Raw genomic sequence first — 22,360 nt, 5'->3', positions numbered from 1 at the left:
GACGGCCAGAGAAGCGGCGGCTATCAGGGCGGCCGTGATGGTCAGAGAGGCGGACGCGATGGACGCGGCGGTTTAAATATTCCGAAGCCATCCTTCGACAGCCCGGTTGTACAGAAACCGCAGAACAACAAGCAGAATAAGAATAATTACAAGAACGATAAATATAGCAAGATCGACCATGAGGAAGAGATGCACTCCAAGGGAAGAGGCGGAAAGAACGTAAAGAGCGCTGTTCAGCCGCCGCAGAAGAAGGAGGCAAAGGTTGAGGAGATCAAGACAATCACGATCCCGGAGGTAATCACCATCAAGGATCTCGCAGACAAGATGAAACTTCAGCCGTCTGTGATTGTAAAGAAGCTCTTTTTACAGGGCAAGGTTGTCACCATCAATCAGGAAGTAGATTACGAGCAGGCAGAAGAGATCGCGATGGAGTTTGACGTACTCTGTGAGAAAGAGGTCAAGGTTGACGTCATCGAGGAACTTCTGAAAGAGGAAGAAGAGGATGAGAAGGACATGGTAACCCGTCCGCCGGTTGTATGCGTTATGGGTCATGTAGATCATGGTAAAACCTCCCTTCTGGATGCAATCCGCCAGACCAATGTAACTGCAAAAGAGGCAGGCGGTATCACCCAGCACATCGGTGCGTACATGGTAGAGATCAACGGACAGAAGATCACATTCCTCGATACGCCGGGACATGAGGCATTTACAGCAATGCGTATGCGTGGTGCAAAATCCACTGATATTGCAATCCTCGTTGTTGCAGCAGATGACGGTGTTATGCCGCAGACCATCGAGGCGATCAACCATGCGAAGGCAGCAGGTGTTGAGATCATCGTAGCGATCAACAAGATCGATAAGCCGAGTGCCAATATCGAGAAGGTAAAACAGGAGCTTATCGAGTACGAACTGGTTCCGGAGGACTGGGGCGGCAGCACCATCTTCGTTCCGGTATCTGCACATACCAAGGAAGGTATCAAGGAACTGCTTGAGATGATCCTTCTGACCGCAGAGGTCAAAGAGTTAAAGGCAAACCCGAACCGTAATGCGAGAGGTCTTGTCATCGAGGCGGAGCTGGATAAGGGTAAAGGTCCGGTTGCGACCGTCCTGGTACAGAAAGGTACCCTGCATGTCGGTGATCCGATCGCGGCAGGTGCCTGCTACGGTCGTGTCCGTGCGATGATGGACGATAAAGGACGCCGCGTCAAAGAGGCTGGTCCATCCACTCCGGTCGAGATTCTGGGTCTTAATGACGTGCCGAACGCCGGCGAGGTATTTGTACAGCCGGAGAACGAGAAAGAGGCGAGAAGCTTTGCAGAAACCTTTATCTCTGAGAGCAAGAATAAGTTAATTGAAGATACAAAGATGAAGCTTTCCCTGGACGATCTGTTCTCCCAGATCAAGGCAGGAAATGTAAAGGAACTTCCACTGATCGTCAAGGCAGATGTACAGGGTTCTGTCGAGGCAGTAAAACAGAGCCTGATGAAGCTGTCCAACGAGGAAGTTGTAGTCAAGGTCATCCACGGCGGTGTTGGTGCGATCAACGAGTCCGACGTCAGTCTGGCAGCCGCATCCAACGCGATCATTATTGGTTTCAATGTGCGCCCGGACGCAACCGCGAAGTCCATCGCAGAGCGTGAGAAAGTAGACGTTCGTCTCTACCGCGTCATCTATCAGGCAATCGAGGATGTCGAGGCAGCGATGAAGGGTATGCTTGACCCGATCTACGAGGAGCAGGTAATCGGTCACGCCGTTGTACGTCAGACCTTCAAGGCTTCCGGCGTTGGTACTATCGCTGGTTCCTACGTCCTGGATGGTAAATTCCAGAGAGGCTGCAAGGCACGTATTACCCGTGACGGCGATCAGATCTTCGATGGTCCGCTGGCATCCTTAAAGCGTTTCAAGGACGACGTGAAGGAAGTTGCTTCCGGATACGAGTGTGGTCTTGTATTTGAGAAGTTCAACGATCTGCAGGAAGACGATATGATCGAAGCATATGCGATGGTAGAGGTTCCGCGCTAGAAAGGCAGAGGGATTCATGCGTAAAAATAGCATTAAAAATACAAGAATTAACAGTGAAGTACAGAGAGAGCTGAGTTCCATCATCAGCCGTGAGCTGAAAGATCCGCGGATTCATCCGATGACAACGGTTGTCTCCGTGGAGGTGACTCCGGATCTCAAGTACTGCAAGGCGTATATCAGCGTGTTAGGCAACGAGGAAGCGGCGAAGGATACGATCCAGGGACTGAAAAGTGCTGTCGGATTTGTCCGCACCCAGCTTGCAAAACGCATTAATTTACGGAATACGCCGGAAATTACATTTATTCTCGATCAGTCGATTGAGTACGGTGTACACATGACCCGCCTGATCGATGAAGTAACTGAAAACCTCAGAGACTCAGAATCGGGAGATGAGGAAGAAAATGAGTAAAAATATCTTAGAGGCGTCACTGGAAGGGGCGGAGCACATCGTACTGCTTGGTCACATCCATCCGGACGGGGACTGTATCGGAACGACTCTGGGACTGCTTAACTATCTGCGGGAGAATTATCCGCAGATAGAGGCAGAACTGTTTCTCGACCATCCGGCTGCTAAATTTTCTTATATGAATGATTTTGAGAAAATTCATACCGAGATTGTGCCGGAAAAACAGTTTGATCTGTGCATTACACTGGATGCCAGCGACAAAGAGCGTCTGGGCAGCTACGCGGTCTATTTTGACAACGCCGCCAAGACACTCTGCATCGATCATCACAGAACCAATACAGGATTTGCAGAACAAAATTACATCATTCCGGACGCAAGCTCCTGCAGCGAAGTGTTATACACGCTTCTTGATGAGGCAAAGATCAGCAGGGAGGCGGCAGAGTGTCTCTATACCGGAATTGTGCATGACACAGGTGTATTTAAGTACAATTCAACGACCCGGAAAACGATGGAAATCGCGGGCGCGCTGATGGAAAAAGGCGTGAACGCGGCGAAGATCATCGACGACAGCTTTTACCGCAAGACCTACGCACAGAACCAGATTCTCGGAAAAGCGCTGCTTAGCAGTACACGGATTCTGGATGGAAGATGTATTTTCAGTGTGGTTTCCCAGAAAGAAATGGAGTTTTACGGTGTCGATACGAACGATCTGGATGGCATTATCGATCAGCTCCGGATTACCGAAGGAGTGGAATGTGCCATTTTCATCTATGAAAAGGCGTTCAACGAGTACAAGGTCAGCCTTCGTTCCAACGACTATGTCGATGTGAGCAAGGTGGCGGCGTATTTCGGCGGTGGCGGACACATCCACGCGGCGGGCTGCACGATGCAGGGACATCCGAGGGATGTGATCAACAACCTGACGGGACATATTGAGAAACAGATGGATGCCCGTAGGGAGGAATAGGAGGTTCTGTTGCTGATTGCGCTGCCTGCTTTCAGGTGCACAGCGCATGGACGGTAATAGTTCTGATTTTTTAGGAGATTTTATGTTTCACGGTGTGATAAACATTTATAAAGAACCGGGGTTTACGTCCCACGATGTGGTGGCGAAGCTCCGGGGCATTTTGAGACAGAAAAAGATCGGTCATACGGGTACGCTCGATCCGGCAGCGGAGGGCGTACTCCCTGTATGTCTGGGGAAGGGCACGAAGCTGTGCGACCTTTTGACGGATAAGAGAAAGACGTATCAGGCAGTTCTTTTGCTGGGAACCGAAACCGATACGCAGGATACGACAGGAACGATTCTTTCGGAGAAACCGACGGAACAGCTGACAGAACCGGCAGTCCGCGGGGCGGCGGAGAGCTTTGTTGGTCCGTATATGCAGGTACCGCCGATGTATTCGGCGCTTAAGGTCAACGGAAAGAAGCTCTACGAGCTGGCGAGAGCCGGAAAAGAGGTAGAGCGGGCAGCACGTCCGGTGGAAATCTATGATCTTCAGATAGATGCGATGGAACTGCCGCGTGTGACGATGACCGTGACCTGTTCCAAGGGAACCTACATCCGTACCCTGTGCCATGACATCGGTGAAAAGCTGGGATGCGGCGGCTGTATGGAAAAACTGATCCGCACCCGCGTCGATCGATTTGCGATCGGGGACAGCCTGCGCCTGTCCGAGGTGGAAGCGCTGGCGAAAGCCGGTCAGATCGAGGATAGGATCGTGTCGGTGGATGGAATGTTTGAGGACTGCCCGGCGTATGTGTCGGAGAGCGAAGTTCTGGATAAGCTTCTGCAGAATGGAAATCCATTCCCGAAGGGGCTGGGACCGAGAGACGGCTGCTTGGTGCAGATCGGAAGCAGTTTGGCTGAACACCAGGTTTCTGCGGATGGAAACTCAGAGATGGTACTTCCGGATTCTGGAATCATCCGCGTCTATGACAGCGCGAACCAGTTTATCGGTCTCTATGCCTATCAGCCGGAGAAGAAACAATGGAAACCACGTAAGATCTTTCTGGGAGGAGAGTAAGATGCAGTATTTTGCCGGAACCAGAGAATTTCAGATAAAAGAGCCGACTGCGGTCACGATCGGTAAGTTTGACGGCCTTCACAGAGGACATCAGAAGCTGCTGCGGGAAGTGATGCGGTATCGGGAAAAAGGATATAAACCAGCGGTGTTTACCTTTGAGACGGCACCGGGAACCCTGATCCGGGGAAAGCTGCAGACGATGATCACGACCAACGAGGAGCGCGAGGAGAACCTGCGCGAGGCGGGGGTGGAGTATCTGGTGGAATATCCGTTCAACCAGGAAGTCGCACATATGGACCCGGAACAGTTTGTTGCCGAGATTCTGGTCGGCAAGATGGGCGTAAAGGCGATCGTGTCCGGTCCGGACTGCCATTTTGGCTACCAGCGGAAGGGCGATGCTGAACTGCTTCGGAAACTGGCACCGAAATATGGATATGAGGTGTCGATCGTTGAAAAGGCGATGGACGGCGATCGCGAGATCAGCAGCACCTATATCCGGGAAGAGCTGGCGAAGGGAAATATCCGCAAGGCGAATGAACTGTTGGGATACGAGTACCGGATCAGCGGACAGGTGGTACACGGGGAGCATTTAGGCTCCACCCTAGGGTTTCCGACGGCGAATATCCTGCCGGGAATCCAGAAACATCTTCCGGCGTTCGGGGTATATCTCTCCCGGACGGTGATTGAGGGTGCTTCTTATGGAAGTATCACGAATATTGGAAAAAAACCGACGATTGCCGGAGAACGACCGGCGGGGGCGGAGACATATATCTATGATCTGGATGAAAACCTGTATGGGAAAAAGATAGAGGTTCATTTTTTAGATTTTATGCGGCCGGAGATGAAATTTTCCGGGGTGGATGAGTTGAAGATGCAGGTTTTGAAGGATAAAGAGACCGGGAGAAAAATGCACGGAGCGGAACGATGAGAGTTCAGCTTCGTGCATTTTTTAAATATGATTCAGGTAGGCAGTTGCTTCCTCTGCCGCCAAATGGATATATTCATTCATTGGTAAATTCTGTGTTCCTACTAAAATATGGCGGCAATAGGAGCTTCCACTGACAGGAATCAGGATTTTCTGGGCGCGGCTTTGTCCGATGGCGGCTGCCATGGCGGGGGTGATTTCTCCTAAGAGGGAGTCTGCAATGACGATGCCGATTGGTCCGATGATTAGGTCGGCATCGCGGCAGGCGACGAGAACGGGGTTTTCTCCGGTGGCGCCCATGGCAGCTCCGGCTTTCATCATCGCGGCAGTGGCAGTGGTGTTGGCACCGAGCGCGAGAAGCGGCTGTCCGGGACAGAGTTTATGGATTTCTTCTACGAGGGCGCGCCCCATGCGTCCGCCCTGACCGTCGATGATGACAACTTTTTTCATAATGGATAACCCCTTTCCTTTTCGTAGGATTTTCGTAGGACAAGATAATAAAAAAGAATGTGCCTTGGCACATTCTCGCGCAGGAACGAAAATAAGAGGGTCTAAATCTGCCTTTTGGACAAAATAAACACCCCAGTATATCTTTACTATAATATCATACATTTTGAAAAAAGAAAAGCAAAAAAGATCGATTTTTGTAAAATTTTTTGTTTACAAATAAAGCGCTTTCTATTATAATGCTGATAATGGCTAACTGGGGTCTGGCAGAGCTGCGATTGGCGGAGGCTGTCAGGGTGACGGAAGATCAGACAGACGCGCGTGAAGGCACCGCGGAGGTGCTTGATTTTTAGTTGATCCGGGAGGCCGCTTTTTTAAAGCCAAAAAACAGCAGACAATGAGAGGGAGAAAACATGAGGAGAAATGACATTCACAAAGTATTGATTATCGGTTCCGGTCCAATCATTATCGGACAGGCGTGTGAGTTCGATTATTCGGGAACACAGGCGTGCAAGGCACTGAGAAAACTCGGCTATGAGATTGTGCTGGTCAATTCCAATCCGGCTACGATTATGACGGATCCGGAGACAGCAGATGTGACTTATATTGAGCCGCTGAACGTAGACCGTCTGACTCAGATCATTGAAAAAGAGCGCCCGGATGCGCTGCTCCCGAACCTGGGTGGACAGTCCGGACTGAACCTCTGCTCCGAATTGGCAGCAGCAGGTGTTCTGGATAAATATGATGTTAAAGTAATCGGCGTTCAGGTTGATGCTATCGAGCGTGGTGAGGACCGTATCGAGTTTAAGCATACAATGGAAAGCCTGGGCATCGAGATGGCTAGAAGTGAGGTTGCCTACAGCGTTGAGGATGCACTGGCAATCGCAGATAAACTGGGTTATCCGGTTGTTCTTCGTCCGGCTTACACCATGGGCGGCGAAGGCGGCGGTCTTGTATATAACGTAGAAGAACTGAAGACCGTGTGTGCAAGAGGCCTGCAGGCCAGCATGGTTGGTCAGGTTCTGGTAGAGGAGTCTATCCTTGGATGGGAAGAGCTTGAGCTGGAAGTTGTCCGCGATGCGAAGAACAACATGATCACTGTCTGCTTTATTGAAAATATTGATCCGCTGGGCGTACACACCGGAGATTCCTTCTGTTCTGCTCCGATGTTAACCATTTCGGAAGAAGTACAGAAACGTCTGCAGGAGAAATCCTACAAGATCGTAGAAGCAATCCAGGTAATCGGCGGTACCAACGTACAGTGGGCACACGATCCGAAGACAGACCGTGATATTGTTATCGAGATCAACCCGAGAACCTCCCGTTCGTCCGCCCTGGCATCCAAGGCAACTGGTTTCCCGATTGCACTGGTATCAGCGATGCTGGCAACCGGTATGACTCTGGATGAGATTCCATGCGGCAAGAGCGGTACTCTGGATCAGTATGTTCCGTCCGGCGACTATATCGTTATCAAGTTTGCACGCTGGGCATTTGAGAAGTTCAAAGGCGCAGAGGACAAGCTGGGAACCCAGATGAAGGCAGTCGGCGAGGTTATGAGTATCGGAAAGACCTACAAAGAGGCATTCCAGAAGGCAATCCGAAGCCTGGAGAGAGGCCGCTACGGTCTTGGTCATGCGAAAGACTTCGATAAGAAGACAAAAAAAGAACTGCTTGCGATGCTGCATGTTCCGAGCAGCGAACGTCAGTTTATTATGTACGAGGCACTTCGTAAGGGCGCTACCGTAGACGAGCTGTTCGAATTAACCAAGATTAAACATTACTTCATCCAGCAGATGAAGGAACTGGTAGAAGAGGAAGAAAGCCTGATGCAGTATAAGGGCGAGGTTCCGCCGGTTGAGGTTCTCCGCCAGGCGAAGCTGGACGGTTTTGCAGATAAATATTTAAGCGAGCTGTTAGGCGTTACAGAGGAAGAGATCCGCGATGCAAGAACCAAAGAAGGTATCGTAGAAGGCTGGGAGGGCGTACACGTAAGTGCCACACCGGATTCTGCATACTACTTCTCCAGCTATCACATCAAGGATCAGAGTCCGTGCAGCGACAACAAGAAGATCATGATTCTGGGCGGCGGTCCGAACCGTATCGGTCAGGGTATTGAGTTCGACTACTGCTGCGTACATGCAGCTATCGCTCTGAAAGAGCTTGGATTTGAGACAATTATCGTTAACTGCAACCCGGAGACCGTATCTACTGACTATGATACCTCCGATAAACTGTATTTCGAGCCGCTGACTCTGGAAGATGTATTAAGCATCTACCACAAGGAGAAACCGCTGGGCGTTATCGCACAGTTTGGTGGCCAGACACCGCTGAACCTGGCAGCAGATCTGAAGAAATATGGTGTCAACATTCTGGGTACAACTCCGGAAACCATCGACATGGCAGAGGATCGTGACCTGTTCCGTGCGATGATGGATAAACTGCAGATTCCGATGCCGGAGTCAGGCATGGCAGTTACCGTTGATGACGCATTAGAGATTGCGAATAAGATCGGTTACCCGGTTATGGTTCGTCCGTCCTATGTACTTGGCGGCCGCGGCATGGAGGTTGTTCATGACGATGAAGCGATGACCTTCTATATGAGAGCAGCTGTCGGTGTAACTCCGGATCGTCCGATTCTGATTGACCGTTTCCTGCATCATGCAACCGAGTGTGAGGCAGATGCTATCAGCGATGGCGAGAACGTATTTGTTCCGGCTGTTATGGAGCATATCGAGCTGGCAGGTATCCACTCCGGTGACTCCGCTTGTATCCTTCCGTCCAGAAATCTGACCAAGGATCAGGTAGAGACAATCCGTGATTACACAAGCCGTATTGCAAAAGAGATGCACGTTGTAGGTCTGATGAACATGCAGTATGCAATCGAGGACGGCGAAGTATACGTGCTGGAGGCAAACCCGAGAGCATCCCGCACCGTGCCGCTGGTATCTAAAGTATGCAACATCAAGATGGTAAAACTGGCAACGGATATCATGACTTCCTACTTAACAGGCCGTCCGTCACCGGTTCCGGCACTGAAAGAGAAGAAGATTCCGCACTACGGTGTTAAGATGCCGGTATTCCCGTTCAAGATGTTCCCGGAGGTTGACCCGGTACTTGGACCGGAGATGCGTTCCACCGGTGAGGTTCTTGGTATGTCCACCAGCGTTGGTGAGGCTATCTACAAGGCACAGGAAGCAACCCAGACACGTCTTCCTTCCTCAGGAACTGTCCTCCTGAGTGTCAATGACAAGGATAAGATAGAGCTTATCGAGGTTGCAAGAGGCTTCTACGAGTGTGGCTTTACCCTGATGGGTACAGGCAGAACCTGTGATGTGATGGTAGCAGCAGGACTTCCGGCTGAGAAGGTATGCAAGATCAACGAAGGCCGTCCGAACATTTTAGATAAGATTACCAACGGAGAAGTGGCAATCATTATCAATACCCCGAACGATAAGAAGGGCAGAGGCGATGACAGCTACATCCGTAAGGCAGCTGTAAAGGCGAAGATTCCGTACTTTACCAACATGGCAGCAGCAAAGGCTACCGTACAGGCTCTGAGAAGTATCAAGAAGAACGGACATCTGGAGGTTAAGTCCCTGCAGGAGTTCCATAGCGAGATTCAGTAAATAAAAATAAAAGGGTAAAATCCATTGTTACAGAGTCGTTTCAGTGGATTTTACCGTGACAGTGAATTAATTGAGCTGTTATAGAAAAGAGCGTCTGCCCGGCTGTGAATGCGGGGCTGGCGCTCTTTTAATTGCAGATAGGAATTTTCTGAACTGAAAATTCCGTATGATATCGTATCGATAGCAGATTTTGCCGATTTGAAATGCGAAGCATCGGTAAAATCCCGTTGATGTGCACGGAATGAGTGAGCAGCAACGAATATGCCAGCTTTGCTGACCAGAATCACGCGCCAAGTCTCACGGACGTTCGACTTGAAATACGAGATGCAGCAGCCATGCGCCCAAAATGATTGAAAGCACATACACCGTGTTTCCGGCAAAAATTCCAAATTTAGCAGCGATCTGGGAGTACACAATCTGCGTGGTCGCGTAGTACGGCGTGATATAAAACATATCCGCGTTTCCATACGGATGTGAGGTAACATTGATGATGGTTGCGATGACGCATCCGACCGCAAATACAGCTGTAGACTGCCAGAATCCTTTGGCGGTTGGCAGCACCATGCGGGAAAAGGCGATGAGTAGCCCGATGAAGATCAGAAGGATATGCCAGATAAATCCATGCAGGGTCAGCGTCCAGTACGGGTGCATCAGACCGGACGGATCGACGAACACCATGACGGCACCGAGCAGGTTGTAATTATACATAAAAGTGCAAAAAATACGTTGATATTTATGCGGAACAAAGGGCAGCAGCAGGCAGAGGTACATCGGCAGGCTGCAGAGCTGGAATGGAAAATACCACCAGTCGTAGTGCCGGTTGTTTTCTATGTAATAGAGAAAAAGCTGTTTGTAGACCTCGGAAAATGCCAGAAAAACACCGCAGGCAAAGAGCAGATGCAGACGGAACGCTTCGGAGCGCGTCCGCAATTTCCATGCGGCAAAGGCGGCGAGCGGGATGCCGATCAGCATAAATACTAAATGAAAGGGAGACCAGACTGCGGGCGGTGTCATGGACCAGGCAGTTAAGGTAAGTAGACGGGAAATCATAAAAAGCCTTCTTTCGTAATAAAACCTAAGGAATGGTTCCGTATCTTGTGAATCATGCTGCAAGCGACCGCGCCCGGCGAGAGAATGTGACAAGGCACATTCTCTTTACGGAAGCAGATGCCCAGTACAGAGAAAACGGTACAGAATAGTTATAGTACGAAATATTAGATTTGCCAAGAATTAACAACAAGATCTGCCCATAATAAGACGATGGGAGATTTACATATTTGCAATTTTTTTCTTTCCAAAGCTGCAAGTTGACAAGCGCCGCCAATTTCCTATATTCTGTAGATATAAGAATCGAGTAAATGATACGGGAGATATACCATGAACCAAAATGAGACCCAATGGGATAGATTTCTGAAAATCCGAACAAGCGGCAGAGATGATTCGCATGCGGATCAATACCGATACCCATACGAACCGACGGCATACGTGGTTCTGGAACGGTTGGCGAACAGCGGATTAATTCGGAAGAATAATACCTTATTGGACTATGGAACCGGCAAGGGAAGAGTCTGTTTTTACTTGTCCTATCAGACAAGGAGTAAAACAATCGGAATCGAATACGATGAACGTATTTATCAGGGGGCAGCAGAAAATAAGGAGACGGCAGTGTCCGGAAACCGTACGTCCTTTATCTTAAGCAGTGCGGAGAACTATGAGCTTCCTTCAGAAGTGGACCGGTGTTATTTTTTCAATCCATTTTCGGTAGAGATATTGCACTCTGTTCTTGCCAGGATATATGAGTCCTATTACGAAAATCCGAGAGAGATACTGCTGTTTTTTTATTATCCATCGGAGGAATATATCAGTTGTCTGATGACGGAGGAACAGCTAATGTTTTATGATGAGATTGACACATCGGATTTGTTTCCGGGCGAGGACAAAAGAGAACGGATTATGATATTTGAGGTGATTTTATGAAGCTTTTATTTAAACAGCGGTTATTTTCGTGGTTTGACAGTTATGATATTTATGATGAGTTTGGCAATACAGTATATGTGGTAAAAGGCCAGTTGTCCTGGGGCCATAAGTTGGTGATATATGATGCAGACGGCAATGAAATTGGAATGGTTGTTCAGCGTGTACTGACATTTCTGCCAAAATTTGAGATATATAAAAAAGGCACCTATATCGGATGCTTGAGTAAAGAATTCTCTTTCCTGATGCCGCATTACAATATTGATTACAATGGCTGGCATATCGACGGTTCGATTATGGAATGGGATTATAATATCCTCGATCAAAGGGGATATTCGGTTGCCAGTGTCAGCAAAGAGCTGTTCCATATGACGGACACGTATGTGATTCAGGTAAATGAGCCGGAATATGCACTGGATGCATTAATGTTTGTGCTGGCGATCGATGCGGAAAAATGTTCGAGGACGTAAGAAAGGGTGCGTCTGCTTTTTGCTACAAGAGCACCGAGGCATTCTTGAATAATGACAGGACGATATGGTGAACACAAAAAAGAAACGAGCACCCCGCTTAAGCAATAGCTGTACGGTAACAAACCCATTTCTTGATTATATGATACATTGAACAGTATTAAATGTCAACGAAAAAAAGCATAAGAAATTTCAATGAAAAGCCAGCCAAGCTATTCATCGGAAAGACCATAGAAAAGCTAGGTTCAGATACACTGATTACTCTCCGTGCGTCCGGACCTGTTTTTTGTTGCTATCGTTTCTTTCAGTTGCCTTTGCCACGCCTGCTCTTGGGAGATTTCAGCATATCAGATTTACGAAGAATGCCCATGTTCGATATGGAGAATGTACAAGCCGCCTGGGAAGAGCGAGATAAGGAAATGTTGAAAGTTCTACTGCATGGGTATGTGTGGAACCATATAGAAGGTTAGTAAAAACATTCTTGAAATTGTTGATTCGTTACAGGTTGACAGTTACTGTCATCTTTGGTTTGTAATTGCATTTTTGTTAGATATAATTGATTTTATGAATTATCAATTGCATTGCAAAAAGAGTTCAGCATATATGGACGTGTATCTTGAAAGTGACATTTAGTTTTCTGAAGAAACAAATTATGTGAAACGCGTTTTGGTAATTTTTACGAAAATATAAAGATATTTTGTTGAAAAATCCTATTGAAAACAGAATAATAAAAGTGTATTTTATATATAAATCCTCTTGCTTAATACGAGAGGTAATTTTTAAAAGAATTAGTAAGTGCACTGAACTAATTAAGTGAGTAAGGGGTGTAATATGGAGAAGAATGGAAATTTAGGGCATTTAGAATTAATACGAAAAATTAATCGGACATTGATTCTGAATATGGTCAAGGAGAAACAGCCGATTAGCCGTGCACAGATATCAAAGGCATTAAATTTAAGTAAAACAACAGTTAGTGCGATTGTAGATGAATTAATTAAGAAAAAGCTCCTAGTTGAGTATGGAGACTGTATGTCTCCATCAGGGGTTGGACGCCCATCTACTATGTTGGGATTTAATCCAAAATCTGCGTATTGTATTGGCATGGATATTGGCGGAACAAAACTTTTGTTTTTGATAACAGATTTGGTGGGTAATATTGTGTACGAAAAAAAAATACCAACCAAAAATCAGTTTGAGGAATTAGTCCAGATTGTAGAGGAGTCATTAGAAGCAGCAGGAATTAAACGAGAAATGATATTTGGCATGGGAATTGGAGTCCCGGGAACGGTGGATTCAGATGGAACAGTGGTGCGTGCCAAAGCATTATCGTGGAATCAATTTCCTTTGCAAAGTTTAATGAATGAATATTTTTCATTTCCAGTGTATGTCGGAAATGATGTGAATCTGGCAGCATTAGGTGAACGTTGGATAGGTTCAGGTGAACAGACGGATGATATGTTGTTTATTGCATTGGGAACAGGTATTGGCGGAGCATTAGTATGTGGTGGACAGTTGGTATTGGGGGCTCAAGGAAGAGCAGGAGAATTAGGATATTATTTAGAAAGTTCTGATGTGGAAAAAGGGGAAATTAATAAATTAGGACAACAGGGAATTTTAGAAAAAAAATGTTCTGGCTCGGCACTGGATCAAATTGTTGGTTCGGCAGAAGCATTATTTACAGCATATAGCCGAGGAGATGCCTCAGTAATACCGGTAATAGACAAATTTGTTCGTGATTTTTCAGTTGCGATAGCCAATACGATTAGTCTTTTAAATCCAGAGAAGGTTGTAATAGGCGGTGGAGTTTCTGATTCTATGGGATCTGTGATTCAGCGGATTCGAGAGGAGGTTGGCAGGCTTACGCCAATTCAGGCGGATATTTGTTTGGCAAACTTGGGAGGAAAAGCAGGAGCTCTAGGAGCAATTAATTTTGCTTCAAAAAAAATCGAAGAGCAGGACATACAGGTAAAAAAATAAAATAGAGAAAAATACAAGAGTTGGGAGGCATACATAGAATGAAGCAAACCATGAAGAGCTGTATATTGGAACAGCCAGACACAATTAGAAGAGTTTGCCAAAATGCAGAAAAAGTGTGTGATAGTGTGTATTCTATAGTGGGAAAAGGTCCATTTGATAAAATCTATTTAATTGGTTCTGGAACCTCACTTCATACAGCAATTGCGGCTAAATATGCATTTACAAAATGGTTCAATGCAGAGGTTCAGGTGTTTACCCCATTTGATTTTTTGTATTACTATCCACATTATCGACTAGATGAGAAAACGCTGATTTTAGGAATTTCACAGACGGCACGTAGTATTGGGACGATACATTGTTTGGAAAAAGGAAGAGAGTATGGGGCTAGAACCGTTATGGTAACAGCCGAGCCTGATAATCCTGGCGGAAAAAGTGCTGAGGCGATTTTGGATACATGTACAGGAGAAGAACTGGTAGGGGCCAAAACGAAGGGATTTACTTCGACTATAGCAATGTTGTATTTATATGCTGCGGGATTAGCTGGTAAGGAATTAGACATTTCGTTAGTTCCAAAATGGATGGAGCAAAGTTTGAGATGTACATCTGAAGAAATTGAAGATTTTGCGGAGGAGTATAAATCTGCTCCATCTGTGACAATTATCGGAGGTGGTACTTTAACAGCTGCAGCTAAAGAAGGGGCTCTTAAGGTATTAGAAGGAGTGCGAATCCCGGTAGAGGTATATGATGTGGAAGAGTACATGCATGGTCCGTATCATTGTCTTGAAAAGTGGTCATATTTGATTTTTTTGGTAAACGAGGGACCTGGAGTAGAGCGAATAAAGAGAATGATTCAATTTGCTCAGGAGCATTCGGATCACGTGACAGTTATTGGTTACGAGGGCTTTGAAAAAGAGATTGAAATAAAAGGTCGTTTTATCTCGCTTCCAGGAGGAATGGATGAAATTTTAACTCCATTATTTTACATTATTCCATTACAATGGCTGGCTAATGATGTAACAGAAAAGAAAGGACGTCACCCAGAACAATCAAGATACCCAGAATTTCATAAGATGCTAGGAAGTAAATATATGCCGAAAGTAAATTATTACCAGGGATAGAGATAAAGGAGGATGAAAAATGGCTAAATTGAAATTAGGTGTAGATGTAGGAGGAACGTTTACCGATGTAGTCGGAATAAATGAAGATGGTAAGGTGTATTTTGCAAAAACGCCTTCTACACCTGAAGATCAAAGTATAGGTGTTCTGAACGGAATTAGAGCACTTTTAGAAGAGTTGGGAGTATCACCAGATTGTGTGACGGGTGTTGCACATGGAACGACAGTGGCTACAAATACACTTTTGGAACGAAACGGCGCTGTAACAGCATTAATAACAACAAAAGGATTTAGAGATGTTTTAGATATTGGTCGCCAGAGCAGACCAGAACTTTATGATTTACATGCTAGAAAACCAGCTTCATTAATTCCCCGATATCTTCGTCGGGAGGCAGACGAAAGAATGGATTATACGGGAACTGTATTGGTGCAGTTGGATATGGAGGAATTAAAGAAAACGATTCATGAATTAATGGAAGAGGGAGCGGAATCCATTGCAATCTGTTTTCTTCATTCTTATGCGAATGATGAAAATGAGAAAAAAGCGTTGGAAGTTATTCGTGAAATCGCACCAGATTTTCCAGTGTCTGTATCTAGTGAAATTTTGCCGGAGTTTCGTGAATTTGAACGAATGAATACAACCGTTATGAATGCATATGTTCAGCCAAGAATGCAGAAATATGTATCCCAGTTGCGTAGACGATTAGATGAAAATGGGATTAATTCTCCATTGACTATTATGCAATCTTCTGGAGGTATGATGACCGATCAGATTGCAGCTCAGAAGAGTGTGAATACGTTATTATCTGGTCCGGCTGGAGGTGTTTTGGCTGCCGAATTTCTTTCCAAGATTACGGATTATCATAATATTATTACTGGAGATCTTGGAGGAACGTCATTTGATGTAGGAATTGTGCAGAATGGTTCTATTGGTATCACAGGTGAAGGAGTGATTGAGGGATTTCCGGTAAAATTCCCACATATAGATATTACTACGATTGGAGCAGGAGGAGGCTCTATAGCATGGCTGGATGCTGGCGGAGCGCTTCGGGTTGGTCCTCGCAGTGCAGGAGCAGTACCGGGACCGGTTTGTTATAGCAAAGGAGGAACAGAACCAACAGTAACAGATGCTCATGCTGTGTTAGGTCGTGTGGGTGAAAAATTGCTAGGTGGAAAAATGCACCTGGATGTGGCGGCTGCACGGAAAGCGATAGAAGAAAAATTGGCCGTAAAATTAAATATGACAGTGGAGGAAGTAGCAGAGGGAATTCTTCGTGTAGCGAATTCCAACATGGTCAGAGCAATTAGAGTTATGACGGTAGAAAGAGGAATCGATCCGAGAAAGTTTGTGCTTCTGCCATATGGAGGAGCGGGAGCACTTCATGCGGTTGAACTGGCAAGAACTCTGGATATAGGAACGGTTGTTATTCCTATCGCACCTGGAAACTTTTCTGCTTTTGGATTATTAGTTGCACCAATTAGATATGATGAAGTATGCACGTATCATAAACATGAAAAAGATGTTTCTTTCGACCATATGGAAGAAAAATTTGAAAAATTAGAGGCTGAAGCAAGAAAAGAAATGGCTCGAGATGGCGTATCAGAGAGTAGCGTAAGTTTTGAGAGAAAAATAGATATCCGTTATTTTGGTCAGGCCTACGAATTAACGATTTCGGTACCCAATAGCCCGGTGAATCAGCTGGTTTGGGATAAGCTTGTGAATGATTTCAGTGATGCACATGAGCGTTCTTATGGATTTAAGAAGAATGATCCCATGGAGTTGGTTAGTTTGCGTCTTTCTGTAGTTGGGGAAATGGACAAAAGTAACTTGTATTCAAAAGGAGAAATTAGCAAGGAACTTCCAAAACCAGAAGAAATTCGAAAAGCTTATTTTATGGGAGAGTGGCTGGATACAGCCGTATATAAGCGAGATGCTTTAAAAGCAGGTAACAGCTTTATCGGTCCGGCAATCATAGAGGAAACAGGAGCTACGTCCGTAGTAGGGCCTGGCGATAAGGTGACAGTAGATGAGAGAATGAATTTGGTTGTGAAGATTGCAAATCGTGAGACTGGGAAGATGGAAGCATTAGAAGAGAACTAAAAGGAGGAATGAAAAGATGGATGCAATCACATTGGAAGTTATGCGAAATCGCTTTTTTGCAATTACAGAAGAGATGGGAGCAGCATTAATTCGGACAGCCTATTCCACAAATATTAAAGATAGAAGAGATTGTTCGTGTGCGTTATTTGATGTAAATGGAGAGACGATTGCACAGGCAGAGCATATACCTGTTCATTCAGGAGTGTTGCCTTGGGGAGTAAAGGGAGCTTTAAAGCATATTAACAAAAAAGAACTGAAACCTGGAGATGCTATCATGCACAATGATCCATTCATTGGTGGAACTCATTTGCCAGATATTATTATCTTTTCTCCGATCTTTTTTAAAGGAGAGCTAGTAGCTTTTGTAGGAAATCTGGCGCATCATGTAGATGTGGGAGGAAAGGTTCCGGGTTCGTTAACACCAGATGCAACGGAAATTTTCCATGAAGGGATTTGCTTCCCACCAGTAAAGATAAAAAAAGAAGGAAAAGTAGATCCTGAGATTTTTGCTATGTTTCGCTCTAATATCCGAACAAAATACGAAAGTAGCGGAGATTTGATGGCTCAGATTGCAGCAAATAATGTAGGAGAAAAGCGGTTTGAGGAATTATGTGATGAGATGGGCGTAGAAGTAGTTCTTGAGGCAATTGCAGAGTTAGAGAACTACTGTGACCGGCGAATGGGAGCAGAGTTAGAAAAACTTCCGAAAGGGACATTTGAATTTGAGGATTTCTTAGAGGGAGATGGAATTACTACAACAGAGCCATTAAAAATCAAGGTAACAATTACTACAGGAGGTCCACATATTAAAATTGATTTTACGGGAACATGCCCTCAGGTAAGAGGACCTTTGAATTGTGTTCGTCCGATGGCGTTGGCTTGCATTTATTATGTTGTTCGAGCAGTGACGGATCCCACGATTCCACCGAATTCTGGAACATATCGCCGCTTTGAGGTTATAACACCGGAAGGTTCCTTGGTAAATGCGGTATATCCAGCAGCTACCGGTTCTGGAAATTCTATTACGTGTCAGCGTTTGGTAGATGTACTGCTTGGTGCACTGGCTCAAGTGGTTCCAGAAAAAGTATGTGCGGCTGCTTGTGGATCTATGAATGGAATTCAGCTGGGTGGTTATAATCCAGAAACACATTCGTTCTTTGCTAATGGTGAAACTGTTGGAGGAGGATATGGTGGAATGTGCGATCAAGATGGAACCAGTGGAGTTAATACGCATATGACTAATACCAGAAATACACCAGTAGAAGTTCTTGAAAGAATCATGCCGGTTAAGGTAATACGATATGGTTTAGCTCCAAATTCTGAAGGACCTGGTAAGCACAGGGGTGGATTTGGAATTGAGCGAGTCCTGGAATTCCAGACAGATGAGGTGGACTGCTTTATTGCCTCTGATCGTGTTAATACGGCACCGTGGGGATTGAATGGTGGAAAAGCAGCATTAGGAGCTCGTTTTACAGTAAATAGAGCTGATGGAACGGAAGAACATTTGCCTTCGAAAGCAAGGGTGCGTTTTTATAAGAAAGATAGACTCTATATTCAGACAAGTGGCGGCGGAGGTTGGGGTAATCCGCTTGAGAGAGATAAAAAAGCATTAAAGTGTGATGTGAAAGATGGCTTGATCAGCCAGGAACGAGCAGAAAAAGAATATGGTGGATGTTGAAAAAGGAGGAGTACAATGAAAAAATTAATTGCAACGACAATGGCAGCAATGATGGCATTAACTATAGTTGGATGTGGAGGTAATAATACAGTTGCACTGCAGAGCGATAAAGCGGAAGAAACTACGAAAGCAGATTCAGATGCAACTCATCTTGTTTTGACAACATCAGCGTTAGATCCAGAGGTTGCCCCGGATTATAATCCCTGGGCTGATGGACTACTGAAATTTAAAGAAGAGGTGGAGAAAAATAGTAATGGCCGTTATGTAGTAGATATTTATTGGTATTCCAGTTATGCCAGCGATGCGGAATCCTTTCAGATGATTCAGGATGGGGAGACGGATTTTAACTTTGGTGCTGGAATGTCTAATGTAGATAAGAGATTTGCATGGCAAAGAATTCCATTTTTATTACCTGATTTAGACACAGTGAGGGAAAAGCTTGCTAATCCGAATGCAGAAGGATTTGCTATTAATACAAAGCTTTATGAAGAAAATGGAATTAAACTTTTGGCACAAAACAGTGGCTTACAGCGCCACATCTTTTCGACAGATAAATTGATTAAAGTGCCGAAGGATCTGGCGAATGAAACGTTTCGAACATATGAAGATGCTATTGTTAACGAATTTTATGGCGGTTTGGGAAATATCGCAATTATGCCATACGGAGAGTTATATACATCGCTGCAGAATGGTTTGATTACGGCTACGGATCAGCAGATACCTTCATATATTATTGAAAATTATTATGAAGTAGCACCATTTTATTCATATGTTGGAGCTCAGTGGACTTCGTATAGTTTGATGATGAATTTAGATAAGTTTAATCAGTATAGCGAAGAGGATCAAAAGATATTTGTAGATGCTGCCTGGGCGTGTTCAGAGGCTGAATATGAATCTTATAAAGATATGAAAGCAGACGCAGAAAAATTCTTTGATGAAAAAGGAATTACATATTATCAGCCAACAGATGAGGAATTGAATCAATGGAAAGAGTATGCGGCTTCTCTGTCGGATAAGTGGAGAGAACTGATTGGAGAAGAATTATACAATCAGGTATCTGAGCTGTTTAATTATTAATGGTATGGGGGATGCTGCAAGTGGATTGATATCTATGTTTGTAGTATCCCCTGCTTTTTTATTTACCGTTAAAGAGAGGAGGAACGTGGTGAAATTTTTAAAAAAATTAGATCATATAGTTGAATTTGTGGTTGGAAATTTAGCGGGTATTTTGTTGATTGTGATGATGATTATGGTTAATCTGACAATCTTCAGTCGTTGGGTATTTAATATTAATATGCACGGCTATGAGGAATTGCCAACAATTCTATTTATTGTATTTGTATGGCTTGGAGTAATACTGGTTGTGCGTGATGACAATATGCTAAAAGTCGATTTCTTCTTGAATCTGTGTAAGACGGAAAAGTCAAAAGAAGCACTTCATTTGTTTAGTTTGATTATTTCTACTATAATATGTGGATTATTTATGCCATTAACATTTAATTTAATGATGACACACATTGAACGTAATACGGTGTCTCCGGCTGTTGGATTTAGCATGTGGTGGGTATATGCTTCTGTATTTTTAGGAGCTTTGGGGATGATGGTTTATTATGTGGTGAATGTTTGTAAATCTATAAGGAGGTTACGCACATTATGATATTTGGAATAGCTGCAGTATTAATTTTACTCATGATTTTTTCCGGCGTTGCAGTTCCGTTAGCATTTTTGGGCGGCTCCTTTTTTGTGGCATATATGGGGCTTGGAAGTACAGGAACGTTTGCAACGAATGCGTTTTACATTTTGAACTCTATTTCTATGTTGGCGATTCCGCTTTTTATAGTAGGAGGTTCTTTGATTGAGCGAAGCGGAATTGCAAATGTGCTGATTCGGGTAGCGGATAAGATGCTACATAATGTAAAGGGAGGATTGACGGCCACAATTCCAGTAGTTTCCTGCTTTTTTGGAGCCCTTTGCGGTTCAGCATTGGCAACGGCTAATACACTGTCAACAGCTATGGTGCCAGAATTGGAAAAGAAAGGATATGATAAAGCATATTTAGCGGCATTAATTGCAGCTTCTAGTCCTTTTGGCTTTATGATTCCACCAAATGTAAATGCTATTATTTTTGCATCCGTGTCCTCGGCATCGGTTGGTGCTTTATTTATGGCTACGATTGTGCCGGGATTAATATGGGCAGGGCTCTATTTGATCATTAATCGGATTATTTATATAAAATATTATCATCCAGAATATGCGGGTAAAACAGTTGCATCCGTTTCTGCATGTACTGAAGATAATGAGCCTAAAGAAGAATCAGAAAAAAATGCGCGTGAGACTATAAGCCGGAATAGATTTTTTTTAGAGCTTGTTGTAGCAGTTTTAATGCCGGTAATTGTGTTAGGGGGTATCTATGGCGGCATTTTTACAGCGACAGAAGCAGGTGCAATTACCTGTTTATATGGAGCGATCATGGGAGTGGTAGTTTATAAAAAGCTTTCTCTGGTTCAATTGATGGGCGTTTTTTCTAAGGGAGTTAAGGATGTTTCGGCATTGGTTATAATGTTTCCAATGACTTTGATTTTCAGTCGTTTGATGACACTTAACCATATTCCCGAGTTGGTGGCAGAGTTAATGTTGGGAATTACCAATAATCGTATTGGTCTTATCCTGTTAATAGATCTTCTGCTGTTTTTTATAGGTTTTTTCTTGGATGGAAATGTTATTATTTTGACGCTGGTGCCGCTTCTTACACCGATTGCTACTGCATGTGGAATTGATACAATTCAGTTAGCAGTAATCGTTTTTGTTTCGATAGGTATTGGCTCAATTACACCGCCAATGGCTACTTGTCTGATGGCATGTTCCAGAGTTTGTGATGTTCCGATTCATAAACTTATTAAACCTATTCTTCCATTTTTGCTTTTTGGTGCATTACCTATTTTGCTGCTGGTATCGTTTGTTCCTGTCGTATCAACCTGGTTGCCGGGCTTGTTTTATAGTTTCTAGTCAACGCTATTATAACGAATGGATTGCTTTTATGCGTTTTTTTAGCTGAGGCGCTGAACTATCAAGGTGTTGTCAAGTGCTTGTTGAGTTATTGGTAGAAAAAAGGAAATTTTTTTCAAAGAAATTCTCTAAGTAAATGATATTGCCTGTGGAGAGAACGTGAAGTTTGAAAACAGGAAACACAGAAAAAACAAAAATTTGGATTATTGAAAAAAATATATATCCAGTCTTTGGCAGTTGAGTGAAAATAAAATCGCTGTAACCCTTGTATTTGCTGGGGTGCAGCGATTTTTGTTGCTGTTGCAGACTATAGTATTTTTTTCTTCCTTGTCCATTTTTGGAATTGTTCTCATTTTACTGTTCGTTATGAATTGATAATCCGTTCGGAAACCGGAAACATTCTTCGAGCTGTCATCTGCTTTCATTTACTTTCAAAATTTCACTAACCTGATTATGCAACTATTAAACTCCCGTGCCAAGAATTAACAACCAGATCTGTCCGTAACTGGAACCGTACAAATTGGAAAAGAATGCATAATCATACAAAACCATGTAAAAAACAGGAATTCAGGCTTGATTATTTATAAAA

At 44.5% G+C, this 22,360-nt stretch carries 17 protein-coding genes; 15 read left to right on the top strand and 2 right to left on the bottom strand.

Features of this window, described 5'->3' with window-relative positions; all coding sequences use genetic code 11:
- The 5 genes from infB to DXD12_RS11605 form a co-directional block, all read left to right on the top strand.
- A partial coding sequence (gene infB / locus DXD12_RS11625; protein ID WP_279221055.1) for a translation initiation factor IF-2 occupies positions 1-2,022 on the top strand: 2,022 nt, incomplete at its 5' end.
- Between the two features lie 16 nt (positions 2,023-2,038).
- Positions 2,039-2,431 carry a 30S ribosome-binding factor RbfA gene (rbfA, locus tag DXD12_RS11620; RefSeq protein ID WP_022360140.1) on the top strand — a complete coding sequence of 131 codons (393 nt, stop codon included), beginning with the start codon at positions 2,039-2,041 and terminating at the stop codon, positions 2,429-2,431.
- On the top strand, positions 2,424-3,395 hold the full coding sequence (locus DXD12_RS11615) for a bifunctional oligoribonuclease/PAP phosphatase NrnA (protein ID WP_118638397.1): 972 nt from the start codon (positions 2,424-2,426) through the stop codon (positions 3,393-3,395). Before rbfA ends, DXD12_RS11615 begins: the two co-directional genes overlap by 8 nt.
- Positions 3,396-3,477: 82 nt before the next feature.
- Complete coding sequence (gene truB, locus DXD12_RS11610) at positions 3,478-4,455, top strand: tRNA pseudouridine(55) synthase TruB (RefSeq protein WP_118638402.1); 978 nt, start codon at positions 3,478-3,480, stop codon at positions 4,453-4,455.
- 1 nt (position 4,456) lies between these two features.
- Entirely contained in the window at positions 4,457-5,383 is a 927-nt protein-coding gene (locus DXD12_RS11605; RefSeq protein WP_118638396.1) for a bifunctional riboflavin kinase/FAD synthetase, read from the top strand.
- Positions 5,384-5,404: 21 nt separating this feature from the next.
- Here DXD12_RS11605 and DXD12_RS11600 read toward each other — a convergent pair whose 3' ends face one another.
- On the bottom strand, positions 5,405-5,830 hold the full coding sequence (locus DXD12_RS11600) for a DUF3842 family protein (RefSeq protein ID WP_118638395.1): 426 nt from the start codon (positions 5,828-5,830) through the stop codon (positions 5,405-5,407).
- 410 nt (positions 5,831-6,240) lie between these two features.
- On the opposite strand from DXD12_RS11600, the gene carB reads away from it, so the two are divergent.
- A complete protein-coding gene (gene carB / locus DXD12_RS11595; protein ID WP_107000573.1) occupies positions 6,241-9,453 on the top strand; it encodes a carbamoyl-phosphate synthase large subunit in 3,213 nt (1,070 codons plus the stop codon).
- A gap of 297 nt (positions 9,454-9,750) precedes the next feature.
- On the opposite strand, the gene DXD12_RS11590 is transcribed toward carB, so the two are convergent.
- Positions 9,751-10,503, bottom strand: coding sequence for a YwaF family protein (locus tag DXD12_RS11590; RefSeq protein ID WP_118570832.1), 753 nt, complete (start codon positions 10,501-10,503; stop codon positions 9,751-9,753).
- Positions 10,504-10,830: 327 nt separating this feature from the next.
- Here DXD12_RS11590 and DXD12_RS11585 point away from each other — a divergent pair, with 327 nt between their 5' ends.
- The 9 genes from DXD12_RS11585 to DXD12_RS11540 all read left to right on the top strand — a co-directional run bounded on the left by DXD12_RS11585 (position 10,831) and on the right by DXD12_RS11540 (position 21,771).
- Entirely contained in the window at positions 10,831-11,430 is a 600-nt protein-coding gene (locus DXD12_RS11585; RefSeq protein WP_118472213.1) for a methyltransferase domain-containing protein, read from the top strand.
- The gene (locus DXD12_RS11580) at positions 11,427-11,897 is read left to right on the top strand and encodes an LURP-one-related family protein (RefSeq protein ID WP_117796222.1); all 471 of its coding nucleotides are present in this window, start codon (positions 11,427-11,429) and stop codon (positions 11,895-11,897) included. The genes DXD12_RS11585 and DXD12_RS11580 overlap by 4 nt, the downstream gene beginning before the upstream one ends.
- 828 nt (positions 11,898-12,725) lie before the next feature.
- Complete coding sequence (locus DXD12_RS11570) at positions 12,726-13,871, top strand: ROK family transcriptional regulator (protein WP_117796220.1); 1,146 nt, start codon at positions 12,726-12,728, stop codon at positions 13,869-13,871.
- Between the two features lie 38 nt (positions 13,872-13,909).
- Positions 13,910-14,989, top strand: a complete 1,080-nt coding sequence (locus tag DXD12_RS11565; RefSeq protein ID WP_118468274.1) for an SIS domain-containing protein — start codon at positions 13,910-13,912, stop codon at positions 14,987-14,989.
- Positions 14,990-15,008: 19 nt separating this feature from the next.
- Positions 15,009-17,087, top strand: a complete 2,079-nt coding sequence (locus tag DXD12_RS11560) for a hydantoinase/oxoprolinase family protein (protein WP_118638394.1) — start codon at positions 15,009-15,011, stop codon at positions 17,085-17,087.
- Positions 17,088-17,103: 16 nt separating this feature from the next.
- On the top strand, positions 17,104-18,765 hold the full coding sequence (locus DXD12_RS11555; RefSeq protein WP_118468271.1) for a hydantoinase B/oxoprolinase family protein: 1,662 nt from the start codon (positions 17,104-17,106) through the stop codon (positions 18,763-18,765).
- Positions 18,766-18,780: 15 nt separating this feature from the next.
- The gene (locus tag DXD12_RS11550; protein ID WP_117796218.1) at positions 18,781-19,842 is read left to right on the top strand and encodes a TRAP transporter substrate-binding protein; all 1,062 of its coding nucleotides are present in this window, start codon (positions 18,781-18,783) and stop codon (positions 19,840-19,842) included.
- A complete protein-coding gene (locus tag DXD12_RS11545; RefSeq protein WP_117796217.1) occupies positions 19,796-20,422 on the top strand; it encodes a TRAP transporter small permease in 627 nt (208 codons plus the stop codon). Before DXD12_RS11550 ends, DXD12_RS11545 begins: the two co-directional genes overlap by 47 nt.
- Positions 20,419-21,771 carry a TRAP transporter large permease gene (locus DXD12_RS11540; protein ID WP_117796216.1) on the top strand — a complete coding sequence of 451 codons (1,353 nt, stop codon included), beginning with the start codon at positions 20,419-20,421 and terminating at the stop codon, positions 21,769-21,771. The genes DXD12_RS11545 and DXD12_RS11540 overlap by 4 nt, the downstream gene beginning before the upstream one ends.
- The last annotated feature ends 589 nt before the right edge of the window (positions 21,772-22,360 follow it).

The sequence above is a fragment of the Clostridium sp. TF11-13AC genome, from assembly GCF_003481065.1.
Classification (GTDB): domain Bacteria; phylum Bacillota; class Clostridia; order Lachnospirales; family Lachnospiraceae; genus Otoolea; species Otoolea fessa.
This window is presented reverse-complemented; position numbering and strand designations above follow the sequence as displayed.

Coding starts and splice junctions, on each gene's coding strand:
- rbfA (WP_022360140.1), top strand. CDS start 2,039: ATGCGTAAAAATAGCATTAAAAATACAAGAATTAACAGTGAAGTACAG.
- DXD12_RS11615 (WP_118638397.1), top strand. CDS start 2,424: ATGAGTAAAAATATCTTAGAGGCGTCACTGGAAGGGGCGGAGCACATC.
- truB (WP_118638402.1), top strand. CDS start 3,478: ATGTTTCACGGTGTGATAAACATTTATAAAGAACCGGGGTTTACGTCC.
- DXD12_RS11605 (WP_118638396.1), top strand. CDS start 4,457: ATGCAGTATTTTGCCGGAACCAGAGAATTTCAGATAAAAGAGCCGACT.
- DXD12_RS11600 (WP_118638395.1), bottom strand. CDS start 5,830: ATGAAAAAAGTTGTCATCATCGACGGTCAGGGCGGACGCATGGGGCGC.
- carB (WP_107000573.1), top strand. CDS start 6,241: ATGAGGAGAAATGACATTCACAAAGTATTGATTATCGGTTCCGGTCCA.
- DXD12_RS11590 (WP_118570832.1), bottom strand. CDS start 10,503: ATGATTTCCCGTCTACTTACCTTAACTGCCTGGTCCATGACACCGCCC.
- DXD12_RS11585 (WP_118472213.1), top strand. CDS start 10,831: ATGAACCAAAATGAGACCCAATGGGATAGATTTCTGAAAATCCGAACA.
- DXD12_RS11580 (WP_117796222.1), top strand. CDS start 11,427: ATGAAGCTTTTATTTAAACAGCGGTTATTTTCGTGGTTTGACAGTTAT.
- DXD12_RS11570 (WP_117796220.1), top strand. CDS start 12,726: ATGGAGAAGAATGGAAATTTAGGGCATTTAGAATTAATACGAAAAATT.
- DXD12_RS11565 (WP_118468274.1), top strand. CDS start 13,910: ATGAAGCAAACCATGAAGAGCTGTATATTGGAACAGCCAGACACAATT.
- DXD12_RS11560 (WP_118638394.1), top strand. CDS start 15,009: ATGGCTAAATTGAAATTAGGTGTAGATGTAGGAGGAACGTTTACCGAT.
- DXD12_RS11555 (WP_118468271.1), top strand. CDS start 17,104: ATGGATGCAATCACATTGGAAGTTATGCGAAATCGCTTTTTTGCAATT.
- DXD12_RS11550 (WP_117796218.1), top strand. CDS start 18,781: ATGAAAAAATTAATTGCAACGACAATGGCAGCAATGATGGCATTAACT.
- DXD12_RS11540 (WP_117796216.1), top strand. CDS start 20,419: ATGATATTTGGAATAGCTGCAGTATTAATTTTACTCATGATTTTTTCC.